The sequence below is a fragment of the Taklimakanibacter lacteus genome, from assembly GCA_003576695.1.
GTDB lineage: Bacteria > Pseudomonadota > Alphaproteobacteria > Rhizobiales > Aestuariivirgaceae > Taklimakanibacter > Taklimakanibacter lacteus.
In genome coordinates, this window is record QOZQ01000011.1 from 61,578 (window position 1) to 85,415 (window position 23,838).

General features: G+C 63.4%; 23 protein-coding genes and 1 riboswitch. Of the genes, 17 read left to right on the forward strand and 6 right to left on the reverse strand.

All coding sequences use genetic code 11. The annotated features are described in order from the left end of the window. Nucleotides 1-2: 2 nt before the first annotated feature. Genes DT068_RS21520 through DT068_RS21530 form a run of 3 tightly spaced genes read left to right on the forward strand, consistent with a single transcriptional unit; the run spans nt 3 to nt 4,015 of the window. On the forward strand, nt 3-1,289 hold the full coding sequence (locus tag DT068_RS21520; protein ID WP_119391955.1) for an NAD(P)/FAD-dependent oxidoreductase: 1,287 nt from the start codon (nt 3-5) through the stop codon (nt 1,287-1,289). Continuing rightward, nucleotides 1,240-3,171 carry an adenylate/guanylate cyclase domain-containing protein gene (locus tag DT068_RS21525; protein ID WP_368904950.1) on the forward strand — a complete coding sequence of 644 codons (1,932 nt, stop codon included), beginning with the start codon at nt 1,240-1,242 and terminating at the stop codon, nt 3,169-3,171. The genes DT068_RS21520 and DT068_RS21525 overlap by 50 nt, the downstream gene beginning before the upstream one ends. Beyond that, complete coding sequence (locus DT068_RS21530) at nt 3,155-4,015, forward strand: MBL fold metallo-hydrolase (protein WP_119391956.1); 861 nt, start codon at nt 3,155-3,157, stop codon at nt 4,013-4,015. Before DT068_RS21525 ends, DT068_RS21530 begins: the two co-directional genes overlap by 17 nt. Nucleotides 4,016-4,034: 19 nt before the next feature. Here the strand turns inward: DT068_RS21530 and DT068_RS21535 are convergent, their stop codons facing one another. Continuing rightward, complete coding sequence (locus DT068_RS21535; RefSeq protein ID WP_119391957.1) at nt 4,035-4,700, reverse strand: NUDIX hydrolase; 666 nt, start codon at nt 4,698-4,700, stop codon at nt 4,035-4,037. 126 nt (nt 4,701-4,826) lie between these two features. Between DT068_RS21535 and DT068_RS21540 the strand changes: the two genes are divergently transcribed. Then, on the forward strand, nt 4,827-5,903 hold the full coding sequence (locus DT068_RS21540; RefSeq protein WP_162914356.1) for a radical SAM protein: 1,077 nt from the start codon (nt 4,827-4,829) through the stop codon (nt 5,901-5,903). Here the strand turns inward: DT068_RS21540 and DT068_RS21545 are convergent, their stop codons facing one another. Further along, complete coding sequence (locus DT068_RS21545; protein WP_119391959.1) at nt 5,904-6,605, reverse strand: glutathione binding-like protein; 702 nt, start codon at nt 6,603-6,605, stop codon at nt 5,904-5,906. A 181-nt stretch (nt 6,606-6,786) separates the two neighbouring features. On the opposite strand from DT068_RS21545, the gene DT068_RS21550 reads away from it, so the two are divergent. Continuing rightward, entirely contained in the window at nt 6,787-8,271 is a 1,485-nt protein-coding gene (locus DT068_RS21550; protein ID WP_119391960.1) for an amidase, read from the forward strand. Between the two features lie 70 nt (nt 8,272-8,341). Then, the gene (locus tag DT068_RS21555; protein ID WP_119391961.1) at nt 8,342-9,262 is read left to right on the forward strand and encodes a pirin family protein; all 921 of its coding nucleotides are present in this window, start codon (nt 8,342-8,344) and stop codon (nt 9,260-9,262) included. 59 nt (nt 9,263-9,321) lie between these two features. Here DT068_RS21555 and DT068_RS21560 read toward each other — a convergent pair whose 3' ends face one another. From DT068_RS21560 to DT068_RS21575, 4 genes are read right to left on the reverse strand one after another with little or no spacing between them, the layout of a single operon-like run. Then, complete coding sequence (locus DT068_RS21560) at nt 9,322-9,726, reverse strand: acyl-CoA thioesterase (RefSeq protein WP_119391962.1); 405 nt, start codon at nt 9,724-9,726, stop codon at nt 9,322-9,324. Nucleotides 9,727-9,728: 2 nt separating this feature from the next. Continuing rightward, nucleotides 9,729-10,664 carry a 3,5-dioxohexanoate:acetyl-CoA acetone transferase gene (gene kce / locus DT068_RS21565; protein WP_119391963.1) on the reverse strand — a complete coding sequence of 312 codons (936 nt, stop codon included), beginning with the start codon at nt 10,662-10,664 and terminating at the stop codon, nt 9,729-9,731. Between the two features lie 57 nt (nt 10,665-10,721). Beyond that, nucleotides 10,722-11,450, reverse strand: a complete 729-nt coding sequence (locus DT068_RS21570; protein WP_119391964.1) for a GntR family transcriptional regulator — start codon at nt 11,448-11,450, stop codon at nt 10,722-10,724. Beyond that, the gene (locus DT068_RS21575; protein ID WP_119391965.1) at nt 11,447-12,778 is read right to left on the reverse strand and encodes an aspartate aminotransferase family protein; all 1,332 of its coding nucleotides are present in this window, start codon (nt 12,776-12,778) and stop codon (nt 11,447-11,449) included. The genes DT068_RS21570 and DT068_RS21575 overlap by 4 nt, the downstream gene beginning before the upstream one ends. Nucleotides 12,779-12,903: 125 nt before the next feature. On the opposite strand from DT068_RS21575, the gene DT068_RS21580 reads away from it, so the two are divergent. The 11 genes from DT068_RS21580 (at nt 12,904) to DT068_RS21630 (ending at nt 23,809) form a co-directional block, all read left to right on the forward strand. Further along, nucleotides 12,904-13,956, forward strand: a complete 1,053-nt coding sequence (locus DT068_RS21580) for an extracellular solute-binding protein (RefSeq protein WP_119391966.1) — start codon at nt 12,904-12,906, stop codon at nt 13,954-13,956. 9 nt (nt 13,957-13,965) lie between these two features. Then, nucleotides 13,966-15,195, forward strand: a complete 1,230-nt coding sequence (locus DT068_RS21585; RefSeq protein WP_119391967.1) for an ABC transporter permease — start codon at nt 13,966-13,968, stop codon at nt 15,193-15,195. Beyond that, nucleotides 15,192-16,001 (forward strand): ABC transporter permease, encoded by an 810-nt coding sequence (locus tag DT068_RS21590; RefSeq protein ID WP_119391968.1) that lies wholly within the window; start codon nt 15,192-15,194, stop codon nt 15,999-16,001. The genes DT068_RS21585 and DT068_RS21590 overlap by 4 nt, the downstream gene beginning before the upstream one ends. 35 nt (nt 16,002-16,036) lie before the next feature. Further along, entirely contained in the window at nt 16,037-17,161 is a 1,125-nt protein-coding gene (locus tag DT068_RS21595; protein ID WP_368904954.1) for an amidohydrolase, read from the forward strand. After that, entirely contained in the window at nt 17,158-18,600 is a 1,443-nt protein-coding gene (locus DT068_RS21600; RefSeq protein ID WP_119391970.1) for an NAD(P)/FAD-dependent oxidoreductase, read from the forward strand. The genes DT068_RS21595 and DT068_RS21600 overlap by 4 nt, the downstream gene beginning before the upstream one ends. Continuing rightward, nucleotides 18,597-18,962 (forward strand): EutQ-related cupin domain-containing protein, encoded by a 366-nt coding sequence (locus tag DT068_RS21605; RefSeq protein ID WP_119391971.1) that lies wholly within the window; start codon nt 18,597-18,599, stop codon nt 18,960-18,962. The genes DT068_RS21600 and DT068_RS21605 overlap by 4 nt, the downstream gene beginning before the upstream one ends. Next, nucleotides 18,959-20,086 carry an ABC transporter ATP-binding protein gene (locus tag DT068_RS21610; RefSeq protein ID WP_119391972.1) on the forward strand — a complete coding sequence of 376 codons (1,128 nt, stop codon included), beginning with the start codon at nt 18,959-18,961 and terminating at the stop codon, nt 20,084-20,086. Before DT068_RS21605 ends, DT068_RS21610 begins: the two co-directional genes overlap by 4 nt. Nucleotides 20,087-20,160: 74 nt before the next feature. Next, nucleotides 20,161-20,271: riboswitch (TPP riboswitch) on the forward strand. Continuing rightward, a complete protein-coding gene (locus DT068_RS21615) occupies nt 20,262-20,876 on the forward strand; it encodes a YkoF family thiamine/hydroxymethylpyrimidine-binding protein (protein WP_119391973.1) in 615 nt (204 codons plus the stop codon). (Overlaps the previous riboswitch by 10 nt.) Before the next feature lie 5 nt (nt 20,877-20,881). After that, nucleotides 20,882-21,466, forward strand: a complete 585-nt coding sequence (locus DT068_RS21620; RefSeq protein WP_119391974.1) for an ECF transporter S component — start codon at nt 20,882-20,884, stop codon at nt 21,464-21,466. Continuing rightward, entirely contained in the window at nt 21,459-23,087 is a 1,629-nt protein-coding gene (locus tag DT068_RS21625; protein ID WP_162914358.1) for an ABC transporter ATP-binding protein, read from the forward strand. Before DT068_RS21620 ends, DT068_RS21625 begins: the two co-directional genes overlap by 8 nt. Beyond that, entirely contained in the window at nt 23,081-23,809 is a 729-nt protein-coding gene (locus DT068_RS21630; RefSeq protein WP_119391976.1) for an energy-coupling factor transporter transmembrane component T family protein, read from the forward strand. The genes DT068_RS21625 and DT068_RS21630 overlap by 7 nt, the downstream gene beginning before the upstream one ends. Nucleotides 23,810-23,838: the final 29 nt, after the last annotated feature.

A 23,838-nucleotide genomic window follows, 5' to 3' on the forward strand; every position in this document is an offset into this window, starting at 1 on the left:
CCTTGACCGATCTCCAGACCCAGCAACGCGATGGGCGGCCCTCGGGCCGCCCCCATGTCGTCATCATCGGCGCCGGCTTTGGCGGCCTGTCCGCCGCGAAGGCGCTGCGCCATGCGCCCGTCGATGTCACGCTGGTCGACCGGCGCAACTACCATCTGTTTCAGCCGCTGCTCTATCAGGTGGCGACCGCCGGCCTGTCGCCGGCGCAGATCGCCTCGCCGATCCGCCGGATCGTCTCGGGGCAAAAGAACATTGCCGTCCTCATGGAGAAGGTTGTCGGCGTCGACAAGGAGCGGCGAGAGGTCGTGACCTCGGGCCGGCGCATCCCTTATGATTATCTCGTCATCGGCACCGGCGCGCGGCATGCCTATTTCGGCAATGACCAGTGGGAGCAATTCGCGCCGGGCCTCAAGAAGATCGACGAGGCCACCGAAATCCGGCGCCGTATCCTGCTCGCTTTCGAGAAGGCCGAGGCGAGCCAGGACGAAAGCGAGCGGCAGCGATTGCTGACTTTCGTCGTGGTCGGCGGCGGCCCGACCGGCGTCGAGATGGCGGGCGCCATTGCCGAGCTCGCGCATCGCACCATCATTGCCGATTTCCGCCATATCAATCCGGCCGAAACCAAGATCATCCTCGTCGAAGCGGGCTCCCGGATCCTCACCTCGTTTCCCGAGCATCTGTCGGCCTCGGCGGCGCGCCAGCTGGCAAAGCTCGGGGTCACCCTCAAGATGGAAACGGCGGTCACTTCATGCGATGTGCAAGGCATCGCCCTCAAGGATGGCAGCCGCATCGAGACGGCGACGATCATCTGGGCGGCCGGCGTCATGGCATCGCCCGCCGGCAAATGGCTCGACGCGCCATCCGACCGCGCCGGCCGCGTGATGGTCGATGCGATGCTGCATCCGCCGGGCGCGGACAATATCTTCGTCGTCGGCGATACGGCGGCGGTGACCGATGCCAATGGGATCGTCGTACCGGGCGTGGCGCCGGCGGCCAAGCAAATGGGCCACTACGCGGCACGCTCGATCCTGGCTCTGCTCAAGGACGAGAAACCGCGGCCGTTCAGCTATCGCAACTACGGAAATCTCGCGACCATCGGCCGCAAATCGGCGGTGGCGGATTTCGGCCGCTTCACCCTCTCGGGCTTCCTCGCCTGGCTGACCTGGGGGTTCGCCCATATCTGGTTCCTGATCGGCTTCCGCAACCGCCTTATCGTCTTTCTTGATTGGATCATGGCCTATGTCACCTTCGAGCGCGGCGCCCGCCTCATCACCGGCGGCGAGAACTGACGACCGGCCGCGCCTCAGGGTGCGGATCGGCCTGGCGCTGACCGGCCTGGTGCTGGTCGCGGTCCTGGCGAGCGCGCTCATCGTCCATGTGTCATGGATGCGCACGTCGAGCCGCAATATCGAAATGGTGGTCGGCTCGATCAATGTCGAGACGGCGGCGGCGGTGAAGAAGGAGCTGGAAGGCACATTCCGCGCCTCGGAAGGGGCGGTCGAGATCATCCGCTCCATCCTGTTCCAGGGCGCCATCAAGACAGAAGACGAGGCCAAGCGGGAATTCGTCTTCCTGTCAGTCCTGCGCTCGCTGCCGGCCGTCTCCTGGATCGGCTTCGGCTTTCCGGATGGGCGGTTCTTCGGGTCTCACATACTGGACGAGAACGATATCGAAATGGTCGAGATCGGGACGCCGCTCGCCAATGGCATGCGCGAGCTGCGCCGCGACCGTTACCGGCCGATACCCGGCGATATATTCTTCGAGGAGCGCAGCAAGGGCTCAACGGCCTATGTGGCGCTGGGCAGCAAATGGTATCGCCAGGCCAAGGAAGCGCCGGGACTGGTCTGGACCATGGTCGATATACTGCCGAGCGGCTTCGAGCCCGCCGCGGTGGCCGCCACGCGCTTCGACCTTCACAACCGCTTCCAGGGCGTGATCATGGTCTCGCTCAACCTGCGGCGCCTGGCGGATTTCCTGGCCGGGCTCGATGTGGCGCGCAAGGGGGCGGCCGTCATCGTCAATGAGCAGGGGACGATTATTGCCACTTCGCTGGCCGACATGAGATCGGCATCCCTGTCGGAGGCCTCCGGCAACCGCGAGATCATCGGGGCCCTCAAACAGGCGGCGCAGGGAAGCGTGGTGGAGGGAACGGTCACCAGTGGCGACGGCACGATCTTCCATGTCACGCGGACGCCGCTCGACTTCAATGGCTGGCTGCTGGTGACCGCGGTGCCGCGCTCGGTCTTCACCGAGGAGATCGACCGCAGCACCCGCCGGCTGCTCGTCACGCTCGTCCTCTTCGCACTCCTGACCGCGGGCCTTGCCGCCCTGTTCGCGCATTATTCCTTCGTCCGGCCCATCCAGGCGGTTGCCGGAGAGCTGCGCCACATCGAATCCTTTGCGCTCGGCGACATAAAGCGTGTCTCCACCCGCCTGTTCGAGCTTGACCGGCTGTCCGACGCCCTGCGGCGGATGGCCGGGAGCCTCAAGGCTTTCGGGCTCTATGTGCCGGGCGATATCGTGCGCAGCCTTATCGAGCAGGGGATAGACCCCAAGCCCGGCGGCGAATTGCGCGAGATCACCGTGATGTTCGCCGACCTGCCCGGATTTACCCAGCTCACCGAGGATTATGGGGCCGATGTCGCTCCCTTCTTGACCGAGTTCCTTACCGTTGCGACAAAGGCGATACATGCGGAGGGTGGAATCGTCGACAAGTTCATCGGGGACTGCATCATGGGGATCTGGAACGCGCCGGCGGCGAATGATGAGCATGCGTTGCGGGCCTGCCGCGCCGCTCAGGCCATTCGCGGCGCCATGCAGGATGTCGCCCGGCCCGACAAGCGGGCAAATGGCCAGCGCGTCCGCATCGGCATCAACAGCGGCATCGCGCTGGTCGGCAATGTCGGCTCCATCGAGCGCCTGAGCTATACGGCAATCGGCGATGTGGTGAATGTGGCGAGCCGGCTCGAGGGGCTCGGCAAGGAGCTGGACGCCGAGATCCTCATCAGCGAGCAGACGCGCAAGCTGGCGGGGCAGGACCTCCTTACCAAGGCGCATGGCGCCGTCCTGCTCAAGGGGCGTAGCAGCAAGGTCCGGGTATTCGAGCTCATGGATTTCGTGGAGAAGACGCCGGAAGTCGCCAGGGAGGTGCAAAATGCGGCCCCCGGGTGACAAAGGGCTCTCCGTCAGATTCTGGGGCGTTCGCGGCAGCATTCCGACAGCCGGACCGGACTGCGCCGAGACGGGCGGCAACACGGCCTGCGTCGAGATCCGCTGCGGCCAACATGTTCTCCTTTTCGATGCCGGCACCGGCATACGCGAAGCCGGCATCGCTTTGACGCGGGAGGGGATCGGGCGCTTCGACATCCTTTTGTCCCACAGCCATTATGATCATGTGATCGGACTGCCTTTCTTCCAGCCCCTGTTCGACCCGCGGGCACGCTGCACGATCTGGTCAGGCCATATGGCCGGAGGCACAACGCGCGCCATGGTCGCGGACTTGCTGAAGCCGCCTTTCTTCCCGGCAGGGCCCGCCATGTTCCGGGCCGGCCTTTCTTATGAGGATTTCAGGGCGGGCGACGTGATCCGGCCAGCCGCCGGGATCGCCATCTCGACGGCGCAGCTCGATCATCCGGGCGGCGTCATCGGCTATCGCGTGGAGTTTGGCGGCCGCGTCATCACCTATCTGACCGATACGGGCACGGGATCGGAAGCGGCGAACAGGGCGGCTCTTCGCCTGGCGGATCAGGCCGACATGGTCATCTATGACTGCATGTATACCGAGGAGGAGGCGAATGAGCGCAGGGAATTCGGGCATTCGACCTGGATGCTGGGCGCCGGTCTCTGCCACATGGCGAAAGCCCGGCAGCTCGCCATGTTCCATCACGCGCCCGGCCGAAGTGATGCGGAAGTGAGCGCGTTCGAAGCCGCGGCGCGCAGCGTGTTCGCCGGTGCCTTTGCGGCGCGCGAAGGGATGAAGGTCAGTTTTCCGGCGCTGGAAGTAGCAGCGCTCTAGTCGCGCCTCTGCGACAGAGCTATACGGTCCGGTCAAACTCCACTATGTGTCCACGCCCCAAGCGGTAGAGCTGTGCGGGCCGCGCCGTGGCTTTGCTGACATTTCCGGCCAGCGGCTCGATCACCCGCAGCTCGTCAATCTTCCGTCTGAACGCACTGTCGTTCAATGCGCGGCCGAGCACTGCCTCATAGGCGTGGCGCAGGGCCGACTGAGTAAACGCAATCGGCAGCAGGAAGGCCGGCAAAGACGAGTAGGCGGCGCGCCGCCGGCATCGTTCCAGCGCTTTGCTCACGATGGTGTCGTGGTCGAACGGAAGGCCCGTCGCCCGGTCGAGCGGAAGCATCTTAAGGTTCCTGCGCACCTGCTGCGCGACGTCTTGATAAGGCAGCAGTCCGTAATAGGCGACCGACGCCGACCAGCCGCGCGGATCGCGCTCCGTACCTGAAAAGGTCATCAATTGCTCGAGCAGGCGCGCGGTCAAGCCGGCCTTGTCACGCAACACGCGTGCCGCCGCCGCTGCTGTCGATACATCCTCCTCGGGACGCACATAGCCGCCAATGAGCGCGAAGTGGCCGGCATGCGGCGGCTTGTCCCGCTTCTGCACCACGACATGCACCCGCTGCTCGTGGAGGGTCAGAACGACGATATCGACGGTGAGAATCGGGCGGATGAGTTCCTGGTTCATAAAGCGATCTTAACCACTTACTAGCAAATTGCAAATAACAAGTTGCATATTGATGAGTAGGAAGGGATGATCAAATACGGTCCCAATCGAGCAGCGAGATGGGTCGCCACTCTCAGGGAGGGCAATATGATTGTCGTCTGGCGTGTCGTGGATAGTTGCAACCTTGCCTGCCCGTTCTGTGCTTTCGACAAGCGGCTGGCTTTTCCGCGCAGGGAGGCACAACCCGACGAAATCCTGCGCTTTGCCAAGCTGCTCAGCGCCTATCAGGCAGCAAGCGGAGATGCGGTGCTTCTGAGCTGGCTAGGGGGAGAGCCCTTGCGATGGAAGCCATTGGAGACGCTGACACATGCCGTCCGCGCTCTTGGCCTCGAGGTCAGCGCGACAACGAACGGGTCCACTCTTGGAAGTCCCAGCGTCCGGCGCCATTTGTGCGAGACCTATAAGGAACTGACAATCAGCGTCGACGGTTTCGCAAACTTTCACGATGCGATGCGCGGTTGGACCGGCGCCTTCGAAAAGCTGTGCGCCTCGATCACGGTACTGGCGAAAGAAGCGCGGGCGCTCGGCTCGGGTTTGAAGTTGCGGGCAAATATCGTGCTCATGCACCAGAATGTGGGTGACTTCGAGCCACTCTGCCTCGAGCTGGCCAAATGGGGGATTTCTGAAATCACCTTCAATCAGCTTGGAGGGCGTGACCGGCCGGAATTCTACCCGGCTCACCGGCTCACCTGCACCGACATAGATGCCCTGGAGGCCCGGCTGCCGGACATTCGCAACAGGCTTCTCGACCAGGGTGTTGTCCTGGTGGGCGACGAGGACTATCTCAACCGCTTTCGCGCCAGCGCTGCGAATGAGCGCATTGCGGTGGAGGATTGCGGGCCGGGAGAGCGCTTCCTCTTCATCAATGAAGGCGGTCAGATCTCTCCCTGCAGCTTCACGACATCGGATTATGGGGTGGATATCCGCACGGTGGCGACAGTGGCTGATCTCATGGCTCTGCCTGATCGCTTCCGCGCGTTGCGCCAGGACAAGCGATCGACGCAATGCGACGACTGTCTCAGCACGCAGGTCTGCGGAAAATTCAAGAATGCCCCGAACGACGCAGATTGCGCGAAGAGCAGGAAAATTCTGGACCTCCTTTGGTCCCAGCCCGTCGCAGCGCGAGTCTCCGGATGCGCGGCGGCGACTATAGCAGGCGCCTGATCAGGAGGCGGTCTTCGCAGCCGGCGCGCCGAAGAGGATCCTTCTCTCCTCATCCGACATCCGGCGCTGCGATATATAGGAATCCTCGATGCCGTCATAGGCCTTGATCACCGCCGGACGGGCGGCGATGGTCTCGAACCAGCGCTTGAGATGCGGGTGATCGTCGAGCGACTGGCCGTGGCCCCCATGCGGCACGATCCAGGGATAGCACGCCATGTCGGCGATCGAATAATCGCCGGCGATGAAATCGCGGCCGGCAAGCTGCGTGTTCAGCACCTCGTAGAGGCGATGCGTCTCGCGCGCATAGCGCTCGATCGCATAGGGCACTTTCTCCGGCGCGTAGACATTGAAATGGCCGATCTGGCCGGCCATGGGCCCGAGCCCGCCGACCTGCCAGAACAGCCATTTGATCACTTCATTGCGGCCCCTGAGATCGCGCGGCAGGAACTGGCCGGTCTTGTCGGCGAGATAGAGCAGCATGGCGCCCGATTCGAAGAGCGCGAGGGGCTCACCGCCATCGACCGGATCATGGTCGATCATGGCCGGGATCTTGTTGTTGGGCGAGATCTTCAGGAAGTCCGGCTTGAACTGATCGCCCTTGCCGAGCCTGACCGGGATGACGCGATGCGGGAGGCCGGTCTCCGCGAAGAATACCGCCATTTTCAGGCCATTGGGGGTGCCGCAATAATAGAGGTCGATCATTCCGTCACAATGCAGGGCTGTGCGCCGCCGCGACAGCACCAATATCGACAAATCGCAGTGGACCAATGGGGGTCGGAAGGAATGCCTGTTATGCGTCGAGCCTTGATGTCAATCGCGCCCCAGCCGATAAGATCACCGACATAATCAGTTGCAGCGCCATCATTCCGGCCGGGAGGAAACCATGACAGGCGATGATCTTTCCTATGCTTCAGCAGGCAGCATCGCGGAGGCCATCAAGGCGAAGAAGCTCTCGCCCGTCGAAGTTGTCGATCATTTCATCAAGCGCATCGGCGAGCGCAATCCGAGCCTGAATGCGGTCGTGCATCTGGCGCCCGAGGAAGCGCGCCAAGGCGCCAAGGCAGCCGAGAAGGCCGTCATGGCGGGCGAGGAGCTCGGCCCCCTGCATGGCGTGCCGGTCGCCATCAAGGACCTGTTCGATTTCAAGCCGGGCTGGCCGGCGACGCTCGGCGGAATCCGGGCGCTCAAGGATTTCAAGCCGGATTTCCTGTGCCCGTTCGCCGAGCGCATCGAGCAGCGGGGCGGAGCGATCATCATCGGCAAGACCAACAGCCCGATCATGGGTTTTCGCGGCGTCACCGACAACTATCTGTTCGGGCCGACCGGCAATCCCTTCGACACGAGCAAAAACCCCGGCGGCTCGTCGGGCGGCAGTGCCGCCGCGGTCGCCGATGGCCTGCTGCCGCTGGCGGAAGGCACCGATGGCGGCGGCTCCATCCGCATCCCCGCCTCCTGGTGCGGCGTCTATGGCTATAAGGCGGCCTTCGGGCGCTTGCCGCATTGGGGCAGGCCGAACGGCTTTTCCAGCACCATGCCCTTCATCTTCGAGGGGCCGCTCACCCGCAATGTCCGCGACACCGCTTTGGCATTGACGGCGCTTGCCGGCTATGACCGGCGCGATCCTTTCGCGCTCGACGAGAAGGTCGATTTCCTTGCCGCGCTCGACCGCCCGATCAAGGGCATGCGCATCGCCTACAGCCCGGATTTCGATGTGTTCCCGGTCGAGCCCGAAGTCGCCGAGACCGTGCGCAAGGCGGTCGATGCCTTCCGCGAGGCGGGCGCCACCGTCACCGATGTGAAGCTCGGCATCAAGCGCTCAGCCATGGAACTCGCCGATCTCTGGTGCAGGATCATCATGCCGCTCAATGTCGGCGGCGTCATGGGCATGAAGGCGAAGGGCTTAGATCTCATGGGCAAGCACCGCCAGGATCTGCCGCCCGAATATCTCTACTGGTATGACCGCTGCAAGGATATGACGGCGGCCGACATCCATGAGGCGCAGTCGGTGCGCACCGAGATCTATGACGCCGTGCAGAATGTCTTCGCCGACCACGATATACTGATCTCACCGACGCTCGCCTGCCTGCCGGTCAGCAACGCAAGCGATGGCAACACGCTGGGACCCGACATGGTGGCGGGCGTGAAGGTCAACCGGCTCATCGGCTGGTGCCTTACTTTCCCGATCAATTTCAGCGGCAATCCGGCGGCCTCCATTCCGGCCGGCCTCGCCAAGGGCATGCCGGTCGGCATGCAGATCATCGGCAAGCGCTATGCCGACACGGATGTGCTGGCGGTCTCCGCCGCCTTCGAGCGGCTCAGGCCCTGGCAGCAGACCTATGATATTTGTCGCAAGCGCAAACTGTCATAGTCTCGCTCCATCATAGATCTGAGCACGTCTGCCGTGAGGGCAGGTGTGCCGATTTGCAGTGGAGTGCGTGATGAGCTGGCTTCCCGATAAAGATCCGGTCCTTGGCGATGTGAAATCCTGCAATGCGCTCGATCTCGTGATCGTGCCTAGAGTGCGCGACCTGGGCGATGGCTTCTCGGTGCGCCGGGCGCTGCCGCATGGACGGCGCCAGATGGTGGGGCCCTTCATCTTCTTCGATCATTTCGGGCCGGTTCAGTTCATTGCGGGGCATGGCATGGATGTCAGGCCGCATCCCCATATCGGGCTCGCCACCGTCACCTATCTGTTCGACGGCTCGATCCTGCATCGCGACAGCGAGGGCAATATCCAGGAGATCATGCCGGGGGCGATGAATCTCATGACTGCCGGGCGCGGCATCGCCCATTCCGAGCGCACGCCCGACACGCCGCGCCGGACCGGCAGCCATATGCTGGGCCTGCAAAGCTGGATCGCGCTCCCCGCCGACAAGGAGGAGATCGCGCCGTCCTTCCAGCATTTCGATGGCGCGGTGCTGCCGACGGTCGCCGATACGGGGCTGAAGGCGCGCGTCATTGCCGGCGAAGCCTTCGGCGTCAAGGCGCCGGTCAGCATGGTGTCGGACTGGTTCTATGTCGAGGTCGCGGCCGAGGCCGGCACTGCCGTGCCGTTCGATCCCACTTATGAAGAACGCGCCGTCTATCTGGTCGAAGGCGAGGTCGATATCGCCGGCGATAAATTCGCCGCCGCGCAAATGCTGATCTTCCGGCCGGGCGACAGGATCACCGTCAAGGCGGTGACGAAGACGCGCATGATGTTCTTAGGCGGAACCGCGCTGGAAGGCCCGCGGCATATCTGGTGGAATTTCGTCTCCTCGCGCAAGGAGCGCATCGAAGTGGCCAAGGAAGACTGGAAGACCGGCCGCTTCAGCCCGGTGCCGGATGAGACGGAGTTCATCCCGCTGCCGGAGAGGTGAGTGGGAGGTTTCGATGCGGCCTCGCGATACGGCAGCTCTTTTTTCCGGATCACAGGCGTTCAATGCGAGATGAGCGCTTCGGCGCGCTGCCTGACGTCATCGGCCAGCGGTACCGATGTGCGCGCAGCCTTGTCGAACCGCACGCTTGTCACCGTCGCGCGGGCCCTGGCCAGCTCATCGATGGTGCCCGACAGAAGGTGGACATAGGTCAGCGAGGATCCGCCTATGCGGGTTGCGTGCGAGCTGATCGTCAAAAGCGTGCCGGCTGCCGTCTCGTGAAGAAAATCCACTTCGATCCGGACATCGGCCCAGCCGAGGAAATCGGGTCCGGACGGCGCGATCCGGCCGAGGAGCTGGAAACTCGCATCATCGAACATCGCCGCATAGTGCCGGGTATTCAGGTGGCCCATAGCGTCGCACATCCAGGGATGGGCGATGCCGGCAAATGTCACGATGGCAGCCATGTTCAGAAGCCCACCTCGTTGCCGCCCTTGAGCTTCAGGAGCGTGCGAGCCTCGTCAGGGGTCGCCACTTCGAGCGACAGCTCGGCAAGAATGCGGCGGATCTTGGCGACCTGCTCGGCATTGCTCTTCGCCAGCTGACCCTTGCCCAGATAAAGGCTGTCCTCGAGGCCGACGCGGACATTGCCGCCCAGTATCGCACCCATTGTGCACAGGGACATCTGATGCCTGCCGGCGGCAAGGATGGACCACAGATAATCCCTGCCGAACAGACGATCGGCAGTGCGCCGCATGTGCAGGACGTCCTCGCCGTCAGGTCCTATTCCGCCCAGAATGCCGAAGATGGATTGCACGAAGAGCGGCGGGGTGAGCAGCTTGCGGTCCAGGAAGTGGGCCAGCGTATAGAGATGCCCGACATCGTAGCATTCGAACTCGAATTTGGTGCCATAGGCATTGCCGACTTCATCGATGATGCGCTCGATCTGGGTGAAGGTATTGGAGACGATGCCGCCGCGCGTGCTTTCGAGATAGTCGCGCTCCCAGTCGTGCCTCCAGGTGGTGTATTTTCCCACCACCGGATGGAGGCCGAAATTCATCGAGCCCATATTGAGCGAGCATAATTCCGGCTTGCTGACATGCGCCGCCTCCAGCCTTTCGTCGAGACTCATCTTGAGCCCGCCGCCGGTGGAAATATTGATCACCGCATCCGACTGCTGCTTTATGCGCGGCAGGAACTCCATGAATATGCGCGGATCGGGTGTCGGCTTTCCGGTTTTCGGATCGCGGGCATGGAGATGTATGACGGATGCGCCGGCATCTGCGGCCTCGACCGCCGCCTGGGTGATCTCGCTGGGCGTGATGGGAAGATAAGGGCTCATGGTGGGCGTGTGAACAGAGCCCGTCACGGCGCAGGTGATGATGACCTTCGAAGACACTTGCATCCATTTCTCCCGATTCAGATGGTGTTGCGAAGAGACGAGCTCGGCCGACCGGGGCTCTTACCGCCTCTTGCGGTCCTGTGGCGGCGGCTTGCCGTTCAAATCCATCGAGCCTCTGCTCGCGGCCCTGAGCATGATATCCGCGGCATCCGAGATATCCGCCACAATGGCGCGGCGGGCTTTCTGTCCATCGCCCTTGTGCAGCGCGTCGAGGATCTCGGCATGATGATCGAGACCCAGTCCCAAGGTCGCGCCCAGCCGCATGATGTTGAGCCATGGACCGGCCCGCAGCCACAGTCTTTCGATGATGGGAAGCAGGACAGGCGAGCGCGAGGCCCTGTAGATCAGGAAATGGAACTGCCGGTTCAAGGCGAGATAGTCCTGACGCTCGTCGGGATGCGAAACGATGGCCTGCATCCGCGCATTGATCGCCTCAGCCTCCGCGATCTCGTCCGTGGTGATGGTCGTTGCGGCCCATTCGGCGGCCGAGCCCTCGATCGAGCAGCGGACCCGAACCAGGTCGGAAATCACTTCCACCGTCGCCTCGGGAATGAGGACTCCCCGATTGGGGTGGTCGATCAGCGCCTCCTCGCTCACCAGCCGGCGCAGCGCCTCGCGGACGGGCATCGGACTGGTGTTGAAGCGCTCGGCGAGATCGCGCACGACGAGACGTTGTGCAGGCAAAAAATCGCCGTTCATCAAGGCACTGCGGAGCCTTCCATAGATATGGCTATGGGTGGTTCCGTGCGGAGGTTTCTTCGGCTTTCTTGCTGGGCTCGGCATTTTCATTTCCGGCGCGGAAGGAGATCCGCGCAATTGGTGAGGAAATCATCAAATGCATCGGAAAAACCGTCAAGCTCCTTCTGTCCGAAAGGCAAGGACAAAGCGAGCATGCCGCGTGGAGTCACGTGATAGCCGCGCAGCAGCATTTCCATCTGCCAGAGAGCCAGGAGGCGCGAATCGGCGGAGTCGAGCTGTTCGGGGCGTTCAACAGGCCCCGGCACGAAATGCAGGTTCATCAGCGATCCGATGCCGATCACCGTTCCAGCAATGGCGTGCCGGTCGAGCGCGGCGTTGAGCATCGCACGCAGGCTGTCGCCCTGCGTGTTGACGCGCCGGCTCGCCGCTTCGCTCAGAACCTGCGTGAAACCGGCCAGGCCGCCGGCCATGCTCAGGACGTTGTTGTTGAACGTGCCCCCATGCGAGAAAGCATTCGCCGAAGCGGGATCGAAGCGGTCCATCAGTGCCGCTCTGCCGCCAAAGGCGCCGAAGCTTGCTCCGCCGCCCAGATATTTCCCGAGAGTCACAAAATCGGGATTGATGCCAAGCTTGCCGTGGAGCGCGCGATAGTCGAGGCGCGAGGTCATCACTTCGTCGAAAATCAGCAGGGCGCCGACGTCGCGGGACACCTGCCGTAGCATTTCGAGAAAGGCCCGACTGGCCGGAACGCAGCCGCCACCGCCCATCATCGGCTCGACGATGATGGCAGCAAGGGTTGCGGCGTGCGCGCGAATGCTCCTCTCGGTTTCCGCGAGGTCGTTGTAACCGGAGAATATGAAGGGGAAGGGCAGGTTGAGCGGGGAGCCGCCATGGGCAAAGGTGAGGACGCCGCCATGATAGCCTTCACGGAATGCCATGACATGCGTTCGCCCGGTGATGGCACGAGCGGCCGAGATGGCCATGACGTTGGCTTCGGTGCCTGAATTGCAGAAGCGGACCCGCTCGATGGCGGGAAAGCGTTCGACAATGGCGGCCGCATAGCGCGCTTCATAACGATTGGGCGATCCGAGCAGCAGGCCGCCATCAATGGCCTCGATGAGGGCGGCGGCGATCACCGGATCGCTGTGGCCATAGAGTCCCGCCGAATATTCGGAAATCAGATCGACATAGCGATGACCGTCGAGATCCTCGACATGACAACCTTCGCCCCTCACCACGGTCAGCGGGAACGGGCGGTAGAACATGACCGCCCGGGTATTGCCGCCGGGCAATGCTGTGGCGGCATCGCGGTGACGGGCTTCGCTGCGCGGATTGGCAGCGGCGAATTTCAGGCGCGCTTCGGCCAGCACCGAATCCAGATCGGCGTTGCGGTTCGATTGATTGAGCTTCGCCTTCATTAGATCAAATTCCGCAAGATTTTTCTCCGACTTGTCGAATGTGAACTAAACGCTCTTGCATTGCTTGATTTGTTTGTTATAGGATTTGATCAAATATAAAGTCAACGACAAAGGAGGAGAGTGTGATGAATATCAAGCTTGGATATGTGGCTGCGGTGCTGGGCGCGTCGGTGATGACGTCCGCTGCCGCGCTGGCGGCCGACCCGATCACAGTCGTGGGGTGGGGCGGAAACTGGGACAAGGCCTATAAGGAGGGCGTCTGGTCCGTCTATACGGCCAAGACCGGCATTCCCATCGCTCTCGAGGAATGGGGCGGAGAGCTCGCCAAGGTGCGCGCCCAGGTGCAGGCCAACAACATCACCTATGATGTCGTATCGGTCGAATCGCCCAATCTCGAAGTCGGATGCGCCGAAGGACTGTTCGTGAAGCTGTCGCCCGAGATCACCGGCGATCCGTCGAAATACTTTCCAGGCACACTGCATGAATGCGGGGTGGCGTCCGACACATGGGCGACGATCCTCACTTACAATGGCGACTATCTGAAAGGCGAGGCCCCCAAAAGCTGGGCTGACTATTGGAATGTCGAGAAGATCCCGGGCAAGCGCGGCATGCTGGCGCAGGCGCAATATACGTTGGAAAATGCGATGCTGGCCGACGGCGTGGCGGCTGCTGACGTGTACACCGAATTGCGCAAGCCCGGCGGCGTCGACCGCGCCTTCGCCATGCTGGACAAGATCAAGCCGCATGTCGTGTGGTGGACCAGCTCATCGCAGGCTTTGCAGAACCTTGCAAGCGGCGAGGTCGTGATGACCGACCAGTACAATGCCCGCATCACCAATGACATCGTCAATGAGAAGAAGAACTATCACATCGTCTGGGAGGCCGGCTTCTTCTACGGCACCGATATGTGGGCCGTGGTCAAAGGCTCGGCGGGGGAGCAGGCCGGGCTCGATCTGCTGAAGTGGTTTTCCATCCCCGAGAACCAGGCCGGCTTCTCCAAGCTCTATGCCTATGGCACCGGGCGCATCGAGGCGGCCGAACTGGTTCCGGCCGAGTGGCGCAAGCATCTGCCGACGGCGCCCGATCACGTGAAATACGGCGCGACCTATGACGACGCGTTCTGGGTCGAAAACAAGGAAGCGCTGGAGGCCCGCTTCAAGGCCTGGCTGGCAAAATAGCAGCCGGACGTGGTCAATCTGTTCCGGCGGAAACGCTCGCATGGCAGGGCATGGCGACAGGGCTTCCTCATGGTCCTGCTTGCCGTGCCCATGGTCATCTTCATCACGCTGATCTTCATCTGGCCGGTGGCCCGTTTCCTCATGCTGTCGGTGGATAATTCCGACCTCTCGAACGGCCTCGCGCGCACGACAATGGCGCTTGACGGATGGCAGGCGGGCGACGGCGTCCCGGGCGAGCCCGCGTTCCAGGCGCTGGTGGCAGATCTCGCGCAAGCGCAGCGCGATGGCAGGGACGGGGTGCTGGCGCAGCTCATCAATCAGCGCCTGGTCGGGAGCCGCTATCTTGTTATCAAGACCGCGAATGACGCGGCGCTCGGCAAGATTGCCGGCCCGTCCGTCAAGGATGCGTTGCTGGCAAAATACCCGGGCTGGTCGAATCCCGCTCTATGGGCCGTCATTGCCGCGAACGCGGCGCCTTATACGGACTATTATCTCCTCGCCAGCCTCGACCTGGAGCGTGACGGCAATGGCGCCATCGTGCGGATCGGCGAAGATCGCGCCATCTTCCTGCAGGCCCTCGCCCGTACGGTGTGGATCAGCTTCGTCGTCACCTTGATCTGCGCCGTCATCGCCATCCCGCTCGCCCAGGCGATCGCCAGCGCTCCCCCCGTCCTCTCGAAAGTGCTTTTTGCCATGGTCCTCTTCCCACTGTGGACGTCGCTGCTCATCCGCACGGTGATCTGGATCATCGTGCTGCAGCGGAACGGGCCGGTGAATGCGGCGCTCACGACATTCGGCATCGTCAGCGAGCCGCTCGATCTCGTCTATACGCGGTTTTCGCTCTATATCGCGATGGTGCAGGTTCTCCTGCCGATGATGGTGCTGTCGGTCGCCTCGGTCATGCGGCGAGTGCCCGATATCTATATGCGGGCGGCGCGCTCGCTCGGCGCGCCGTGGATCACCGCCTGGCGGCGGGTGCAGCTGCCGCTCATCATGCCGGGCATCCTGTCGGGAGCGGCAATCGTCTTCGTATTCGCCCTCGGCTACTACATCACGCCTGCCCTGGTCGGCGGTCCGACCGATCAGATGATCTCATCGAACATCGCCTTCTTCACCAACCAGTCCCTCAACTGGGGGATGGCCGCGGCACTCTCGGTCCAGCTCCTGCTCATCCTGCTTGTCGGCGGCCTCCTCCTCTTCACCGCCCGGGCGCTGCTCGGCCGCAGGAGCGATGCATGAACGCGGCGCGCCTCAGGCTCGTTCTCATGTACGGCTATTCCGCCTTGCTGCTGGCCTTCATGCTGGCGCCGCTGCTCGTCATCGTTCCCATGTCGCTGACCAGCGGCAATACGCTGTCATTCCCCACGCCGGGCTGGTCGTCACGCTGGTATGCCGAGCTTCTCGACGATCCGCGCTGGCTGTCCTCCTTCTGGAATTCGCTCGTCATCGCATCCGTGGTCACGCTGATCTCCTGCGTGCTCGGCATACCCGCCGCGATCGGCCTCGCCTGGGGCAAATTCCCCGGCAAGCGGCTGATCTATGCGCTGGTCGCCGCGCCATTGGTGATGCCGGTGGTCATCGTGGGCGTGGCATCGTTCTCGTTCTTCGCGTCGCTCGGACTGGTCGGCAACCGGCTGTCGATCATCCTGATCCATAGCGCGATGGCGGTTCCGGTGATGCTGACGACCGTAATGGCCAGCCTTGCCGGCTTCGAGCGCAGCCTGGTGCGGGCTTCGGCCTCCCTCGGCGCCGGTCCGGTCAGGACGCTGTTCAAGGTGATCCTGCCGCTGATCATGCCAGGCGTGGCGGCGGGGTCCATTATCGCCTTCATCATCTCATTCGATGAAATCGTGGTGGCGAGCTTCCTGTCGACGGCCGATCAGCGAACGCTGCCCCGCATGATCTTTTCCGGAGTACGTGAATCGATAAGCCCGGCGATCGCGGCCGTGGCCGTCCTGCTGATCTTCCTGTCGGGCATCCTGCTCGCGCTGGCGGGCTGGCTGCAGCTGCGGAGCGAGCGTCTCAGAAGAAAGGTGCGGACATGAATATCGACCCGGCGATCACGGAACTTGAGCCGGAAATGAAACGGTGGCGCCACCATCTCCATGCCCATCCCGAGCTCGGCTTCGAGGTGCATGCCACCGCCCGGTTCGTCGCCGACCTGCTGCGAAGCTGGGGCATCGAAACCCATGAGGGCGTTGGCCGGACCGGTGTGGTGGGCGTTCTGCGGGGCGGATCGGCCGGGCCATCCATCGGAATCCGAGCCGACATGGACGCATTGCCGATGACCGAGGCGCGGGCGCTGCCGCATGCATCGCGCCAGCCGGGACGGATGCATGCCTGCGGGCATGACGGCCACACTGTCATGCTGCTTGGCGCCGCCCATGCACTTGCCCGTGACGGCGGGTTCTCGGGAACCGTGAATCTGATCTTCCAGCCGGCGGAGGAAGGGCAGGGCGGCGCGATGGCCATGCTGGCGGACGGGCTCTTTCCGCGATTTCCCTGCGATGCGGTTTATGCACTGCATAATTCGGAGCGGCCCCTGGGCGAGGTCGCAGTGCATGACGGCACGGTGGCTGCGGCGGCGGACCGGTTCGATATCGTCATCCACGGCCGCGGCGGGCATGCGGCGACGCCCCATCTCACCATCGACCCGCTGCCGATCGCGGCGCGGCTGCTCCTCGACATCGAGGCATTGCCGGGTCGCCTGACCAATGTGATCTCGCCGGCAGTCGTCACGGTGGGTTCGTTCCATGCGGGAGAAGCGTTCAATACCATTCCGGATACCGCCAGGCTGGGCGGCACGGTGCGCTGCTTCGATCAGACGGTACGCCGGCAATTGGAGCGCGAGATCATCGGCCGGGCAAAGGCCATCGCCACCATGCATGGCGCCACGGCGGCGGTGAACTATGAGTCGCCTTTCGCACCGACGGTCAATTCCCCGCAGCATGCAGCGATCGTGGCGAAGGTCGCGGAAAAGGTCGTAGGCGCACATCGCCTGGTGCGGAATCCGGACATGGAGATGGGTTCGGAAGATTTCTCTTTCATGCTCGAGCAAAAGTCCGGCTGCTATTTCCTGCTGGGACAGGCGGACGAAGCGCATGCCGCGGCCGCACATGATCCCGATTATGATTTCAACGACGCGCTCCTCCCAATCGGCGCGAGCATCTGGGTGGCGCTGGCGCGTCATTGCCTGCCGTCATGAGCAAAATTGAAGAACAGGATATCGGGTGGCGAAGCCATTGGCTGCGGCAGGCGCTTGCCGAATCCGCCGATCTGACGCCGCCGCTGCAAGGCAATGACCATGCCGACCTGTGCATCGCCGGTGGGGGCTATCTTGGCTTGTGGACCGCGCTCAAACTCAAGGCGGTGGCGCCCGAGCTCGATATCGTCATCCTGGAAAAGGACATTTGCGGCGGCGGCGCGAGCGGCCGAAATTCCGGCATGCTGCTGGGAGCCTGGGCAAAGTTCAGTGCGCTCTCGGCGCTGCGCGGCGAGGAAGAGGCGCTGCGCATCATACGCGCTTCGCAAGCCGCGATCGACGACATTGCCGCCTTCTGCGGGCGGAACGCCATCGATTGCTGGTTCGATCGCGTGGGCTGGATCTGGGGCGCGACCTGCGAGGCCCAGCGTGGCGCATGGGACGATGCTCTGACGAACCTCGCGCGCCACGGTGTGGTTTCGGCGCGCGAGGTGACGCGGCACCAAATTGCGGAGTTGACGGGATCGGAACGGCATGTCGCGGGCGTCCTCGATCCATCGGCCGCGACCATTCATCCGGGATTTCTGGCGCGGGGCCTGCGGCAAGCCGCCATTCGCGCGGGCGTCCGTATCTTCGAGAAGTCTCCGATGCTGCGCTTCGGGAGAAAGAGCCCCATCACCATTGTCACGCCGGGCGGGCAGGTGATCGCGCGCAAGCTGGTGCTTGCGCTCAATGCCTGGTCGGGCGGCATTCGCGAATTGGCGCCTGCAATCTTCAACATCTCCAGCGACGATGCCGTCTCGAAGCCGATGCCGGAGATGCTGCGGCAGGCGGGTTATGCGCGTGGGCCCCTGATGATCGATTCGCGCGTCTTCGTCTCGGGCTATCGGGTAACGCGCGACGGGCGGCTCAATGTCGGGGTCACGGGTGGGCATATCGGTCTGGGCGGCATCGTCGACCGGCGTTTCGATGCGCCATCGCGGCGGGTATCCGACATGCGCCAGGCGTTGCGCGAGGGCCATCCCGCACTGGCGGATTTCGCGCTTGATTCCGCCTGGAGCGGAGCCATTGATCGTACCGCCAGCGGCTTGCCGCTGTTCGGCAGCTTCCCGGCGAATCCCGACATCCTCTATGGATATGGTTTCTCGGGCAACGGCATCGGCATGACGTTTCTGGGAGGCAGCATTCTGGCTTCGCTGGTGATGGAGCGCGCGGATCAGTGGTCCGACTGTGCTCTCGTGCGGCCGGTGAGCCGCGGATTTCCACCCGAGCCTTTCAGGTTCATCGGCGCGCATCTGGTGCGGGGCGCGGTGCGGCGGCGCGATCATGTCGAGCATCTGGGCCGGAAGGCGGGGCCGATCATCACCGCTCTTGCTCGCCTCGCCCCCTCCGGCGTCACGCCGTCCAAGGTCAATATTGCCAGAAAGGAGGCTCGACGATGACGGAAGCGCGCGTCTTCAAACGCGAGGAGATGACCTTCAGGCCCGCCGTGACGGCGACCGGCACGACGTCCATCGCACGCGTCGTCAATGGCGCTGTCAGCCGGCATATGGGTGGCGGCATCGAGTATCTGGAGAATGTGACGATCGACTGGACCGTCACCTATGACGAGATTCTTTTCGTTTTCGAGGGATCGCTTACCGTCGTGCTGGACGATCAGGAGGTCCGGGACTGCCATGCCGGCGATATTGTCTGGCTGCCGGAAGGCACGCATCTGAAATATATCGCGCATGGCCGGGCCGGTTATTTCTATGCGCTCCACCCGGTGGATTGGGCGGCAAGGCAAGGTGTCAGAGAGCCATGAACTCCGCCCTGCAGGAAAGTGCCACCAGGAACACCCCGGCACGGAATACCGCCGTCAGCTTCGTGAATGTGCAGAAGACCTATGACGATGAAACACTGGTCGTCAGGAATCTCAATCTGGATATTCCGGAAGGTGAGTTCCTCACCATGCTGGGTCCCTCGGGCTCGGGAAAAACCACGACTCTCATGATGCTTGCCGGTTTCGAACCCGCCAGCCATGGCGAGATCTATCTGAAGAGCCGGCCGATCAACCGCGTGCCGCCGCATCGGCGCGGCATCGGCATGGTGTTCCAGAACTACGCCCTGTTCCCGCATATGACGGTGAACGAAAATCTCGCCTTTCCGCTTCAGGTTCGTGGCATCAGCAAGTCGGAGATCGAGGATCGGGTCAAGAAGATGCTCGCGATGGTCGAGCTTCCGGACATGGGCGGCCGCAGGCCTGGCCAGCTCTCAGGCGGCCAGCAGCAACGCATCGCCGTGGCCCGCGCCCTGGTGTTTCAGCCCGACCTTGTATTGATGGATGAACCGCTGGGCGCGCTCGACAAACAGCTGCGCGAGCAGATGCAATATGAGATCAAGCGCATCCATGAACGCCTCGGAGTCACCGTCGTCTATGTCACGCATGATCAGTCCGAAGCCCTGACGATGTCGAACCGCATCGCCGTGTTCAATGACGGCGTCGTGCAACAGCTTGCGACGCCTGATGATCTCTATGAGCGCCCGATCAATTCCTTTGTCGCCCAATTCATCGGTGAAAACAACAAGCTGATGGGCACCGTCGTAGCGATCACCGCCGACAAGATCGCCACCGTGCGACTCGAGTCGGGTGATATGGTGAATGCGCTGGCGGTCAATGTCGGTGCGAAGGGACAACCGACATTGCTATCGGTCAGGCCGGAGCGCATCGAAATCAATCCTGCCGCCGGGGATGTCGACACCATGTTGGATGGCCACATCGTCGAAGTGGTCTATCTGGGCGATCATATTCGACTCCGTCTCCAGGTGGCGGGCCGCGACGATTTCATCGTGAAGCTGCCCAACAAGGCCAATGGTGCCATGACGGCACAGGGTCTCGACGTGCGGTTGGGATGGAAAGCCGCGGATTGCCGTGCGCTCGACAGATAGCAGGTAGCTTCCACGCGCTGGGCAAGGCGTCATTTCAGGCTTGCGCGATCACCTGAATCGGGACTAGAAGACTCGCATTCCACAGGGGTGCTCCGTAATGCCGGGGCTGAGATGCGGGCGACATGCCCTCGGACCCTTAAGCTGATCTGGATAATACCAGCGGAGCGAGGTTGCGATGTTTTCCGGCGCGCAGATTTCCCTTTATCCGATGTCCGATGATTTCGTCGGCATCATCCTCAAGGCCATCAAGGCGCTCGATCCCTATCGGCCGCATTTCCGCATCGAGACCGATGACGTCTCGACCTTGATCGCAGGCCCGCCGGAACAGCTTTTTCCGGCGATGCGCGATCTCTTCGTCGCGGCGGCGCAATCGGGCGTCCACTGCACGCTTTCGGCCGCCGTGTCGCGCGGCTGCCCGGGTGAGCCCGACAGCCCGCTCTGCACGCCGCAAACGGATATGCCCGACCTGCCGTTGCTCCAGCGCATCGGCGCCGCGCGCGAGGCGGTGACGCTGGCGCCCCGGACCGGCCAGGTGATCGCCGCCCAGTTCTCGCTCTATCCCCTGGGCGTCGGCCACCATATGGACGAGATCTATGGCTGCATCGATTTCCTCAAGAGCTCAGGCGTGTTCGACCGGGCGAAGAATTTCTGCACGAGGCTCGCCGGCGATGCCGGGCCGGTCTTCGCCACGCTGAGCGAGGCGTTCCTGCGCTTCGGCGCGCCTGAGGGCCATGTGGCGCTCGACCTCACGGTCTCGGCCAACAGCCCCAGCCCCAACGCCCCGAGGTGATCCAAATGAATATTTCCTATCGCTGGAGCTTGCGTGAAATCCTGATCCTCGCCGTGCTGGGGGCCGTGTTCGGCGTCCTCTATCTGGGCTGGGTGCAGATCTGGCTCATCGCTCAGGCGATCCTTGGCGCCGTCACCATGGATGTGGTGATGGGCTTCTGGTTCATCGTCTCGATCATCGCCGCCGCCATCATCCGCAAGCCCGGTGCGGCGCTCGCATCCGAGATGCTGGCGGCCCTCACCGAGATTCTGCTCGGAAGTCCGGCCGGGCTGCTTCTGCTGCTCGCGGCCTTCGTGCAAGGGGCAGGGGCCGAGATCGTCTTCGCGGCGAGGGGCTGGCGCGACTATCGCCTGCCCATGCTGATGGCGGCGGGCATCGGCTCGGCGGTGTTCTCCTTCGCCTATACCTGGATCATGTTCAATTACGGCGCGCTGGCGCCAGGTCTCCTGGTCGCGATGTTCGTGCTGCGCTGCCTCAGCGGTGCGCTGCTCGGCGGGCTTCTCGGTCACCTTATCGTCGAGGCGCTCTATCGGACCGGCGTGCTGTCGGGCCTTGCCATCGACCACGACAAGAGGCTGGCGCGTGCCTGACCTGCCGGCGGCGGCCTGGCATGATGTCTCGGTACGCTATCCTTATGAAAAACGCGATGCGGTGGGGCCGGTCAGCTTCGCCCTGAAGCGAGGCGAGAGACTTCTGCTTCTCGGGCCCTCGGGCTCGGGCAAGTCGACCTTGCTCAACACGATGACGGGGCTCATCCCCCATACCGTGCCGGCCGATCGCACGGGCGATGTGCGGCTCGGCGGCGAGCCGGTCGGCGCGCGACCGCCCGCCGGCTGGGCCGTGGATGTGGCGCGTTTCTTCCAGAATGCCGAAGAGACCTTATGCGGCATGCGGGTCGAGGACGAGATCGCCTTCGCGCTCGAGAATCGCGCTTTGCCGGAGCTGGAGATCCGCAACAGGGTGACGGCGGCGCTGCGCCTCGTCGACCTGCCGGAAGACTGGCGCCAGCGGCGCAGCTCGACCTTGTCGGGCGGCGAGAAGCAACTGGTGGCGCTCGCCGCCTGCCTGGCGCAAGCAGCGTCCATCTTCGTCGCCGATGAGCCGACGGCGCATCTGGCCCCCGCCGTCGCAGCACGCCTGCACAGGCTCCTGATGGAGGGCGACAGGGATCGCAGCGTGTTCCTGGTCGATCACCGGCTCGACGGGCTCGTCGCCTCGGTCGATCGTGTGGTGGTGCTGGGGCCTGAAGGGACGATCATCGCCGAGGGTCGGCCGGCCTCCGTTTTCCGCGCGCATGGCCGGAAGCTCGAGGAACTCGGCATCTGGCTGCCGCTTGCCGCGCGGCTCGATGGCGATCTCATGAAAGCGGGCTTCGCCGCCGCGCAACCACCGCTCACGCTCACGGAAGCGCTTGGCGGCCTCGACCCTCTCGCCGGTGAAGACGAGGAGAAAGCCAAGGCGGTCGTGCGGGATTTTGCCGAGCGGCATATGCGAGGGCCGACGAAGCGCAGTGACCAGGTCGTGGCGCGATTGATCAACGCCGATTGCGCACCGCTGTTCGGCCCGACCGTGCTCCGCAATATCTCGCTTGCCGTCCATGAAGGCGAGATTCTCGGCATTCTGGGCGCCAATGGCGCCGGGAAATCGACGCTGGGCGCCAGCCTTGCCGGGCTCCTGAAGCTGAAGGCCGGCCGGCGCGAAGGCAAAGCGGGTGGCATCGCCTTCCAGAATCCGGAAAACCAGTTCATTGCCGGCTCGGTCAACGAAGAGATCGCACTGGCGCTGCCGGCCGGGATCCGGAACAGCGAGGAGATTCTGCGGTCCTTCGGCCTTTGGGAGCTGCGCGACCGGCATCCATTCGAATTGTCGCAAGGCCAGAAGCGGCGCCTGGCGTTTGCGGCGCTCACCGCACATGGAGAATGGCCGCTTCTCGTCCTTGACGAGCCGACCGCCGGGCTCGATGCGCGAGGTGCAGGCATGGTCACGCGCCATGTCGAGGCGCTGGCGCAGCGGGGACATGCGATCGCCGTCATCACGCATGACATGGACCTTGCGTTGCGGCTTTGTGCGCGCTCCGTCATCGTTGCCGGCGGCCGCATCCTTGCCGATGGGCCGACCATCGATCTTCTGGGCGACGCCGATCTTCTGGAGCGCGCGGGCCTGGCGGAACCGGCGATCAGCCCGGTCTTGCGCTGGCTCGCTTCATGCTGAGCCATCTCCATCCGCTGCCCAAGCTCGTCATCTGTCTTGTCTGGATGGTAACGGCCATCCTTGTCTTCGACGCGCACTTCCAGCTCATCGTCATCCTGCTCGCCGTCACCATTCTCATAGTCCTCGAGCGCAAGCCGCCGCTGCTCATCCTTGGCCTGATGATCCCTTTCGCGCTGTTCGGCTTCGGCTTCCTCACGACCAGTGTGCTCTTCCGTGCCGACAGCGACTTCGCGCTGCATGTGGCGCGGCAATCGCCCTTCGCATCGCAAGCCTTCTCTGCCGGCATCGTGCTCTTCCTGAGGGCCATCGCCACGGGCCTGGTCTCGGCGGTCTTCGTGCTGACCACCGATCCAGGCCTCTTCATCAAGGCGCTGATGGCCGACTGGAAATTGTCGCCGCGCATCGGTTATTCGCTGTTCTCCGCCCTGCAGCTGACCCCCGATCTCGCCGCCGAGCTCAGGCAGATCCGCATCGCCAGGGCGATGAAGCGGGGCAGGCCGCCATCGGCCTTCCTTCATCCGGCGGAGCTCATGACATTGTTCATCCCGCTTCTTGCTTTCGCCATTCGCCGCGCCGGACGGGCGGCCATCGCCATGGAGGCGCGGGGTCTCGGCATGGGGATGCGGCGCACCATTGTCGGTGCGCCGAGGCTCGCCCGCCGCGATGCCGTCTTCGGCGGGGCGGCTCTTTCACTGCTGATTGCCAGCCTTGCTTTGCTCTGACAGTGTGTCAACGGGGCCTGCGGGGTGTT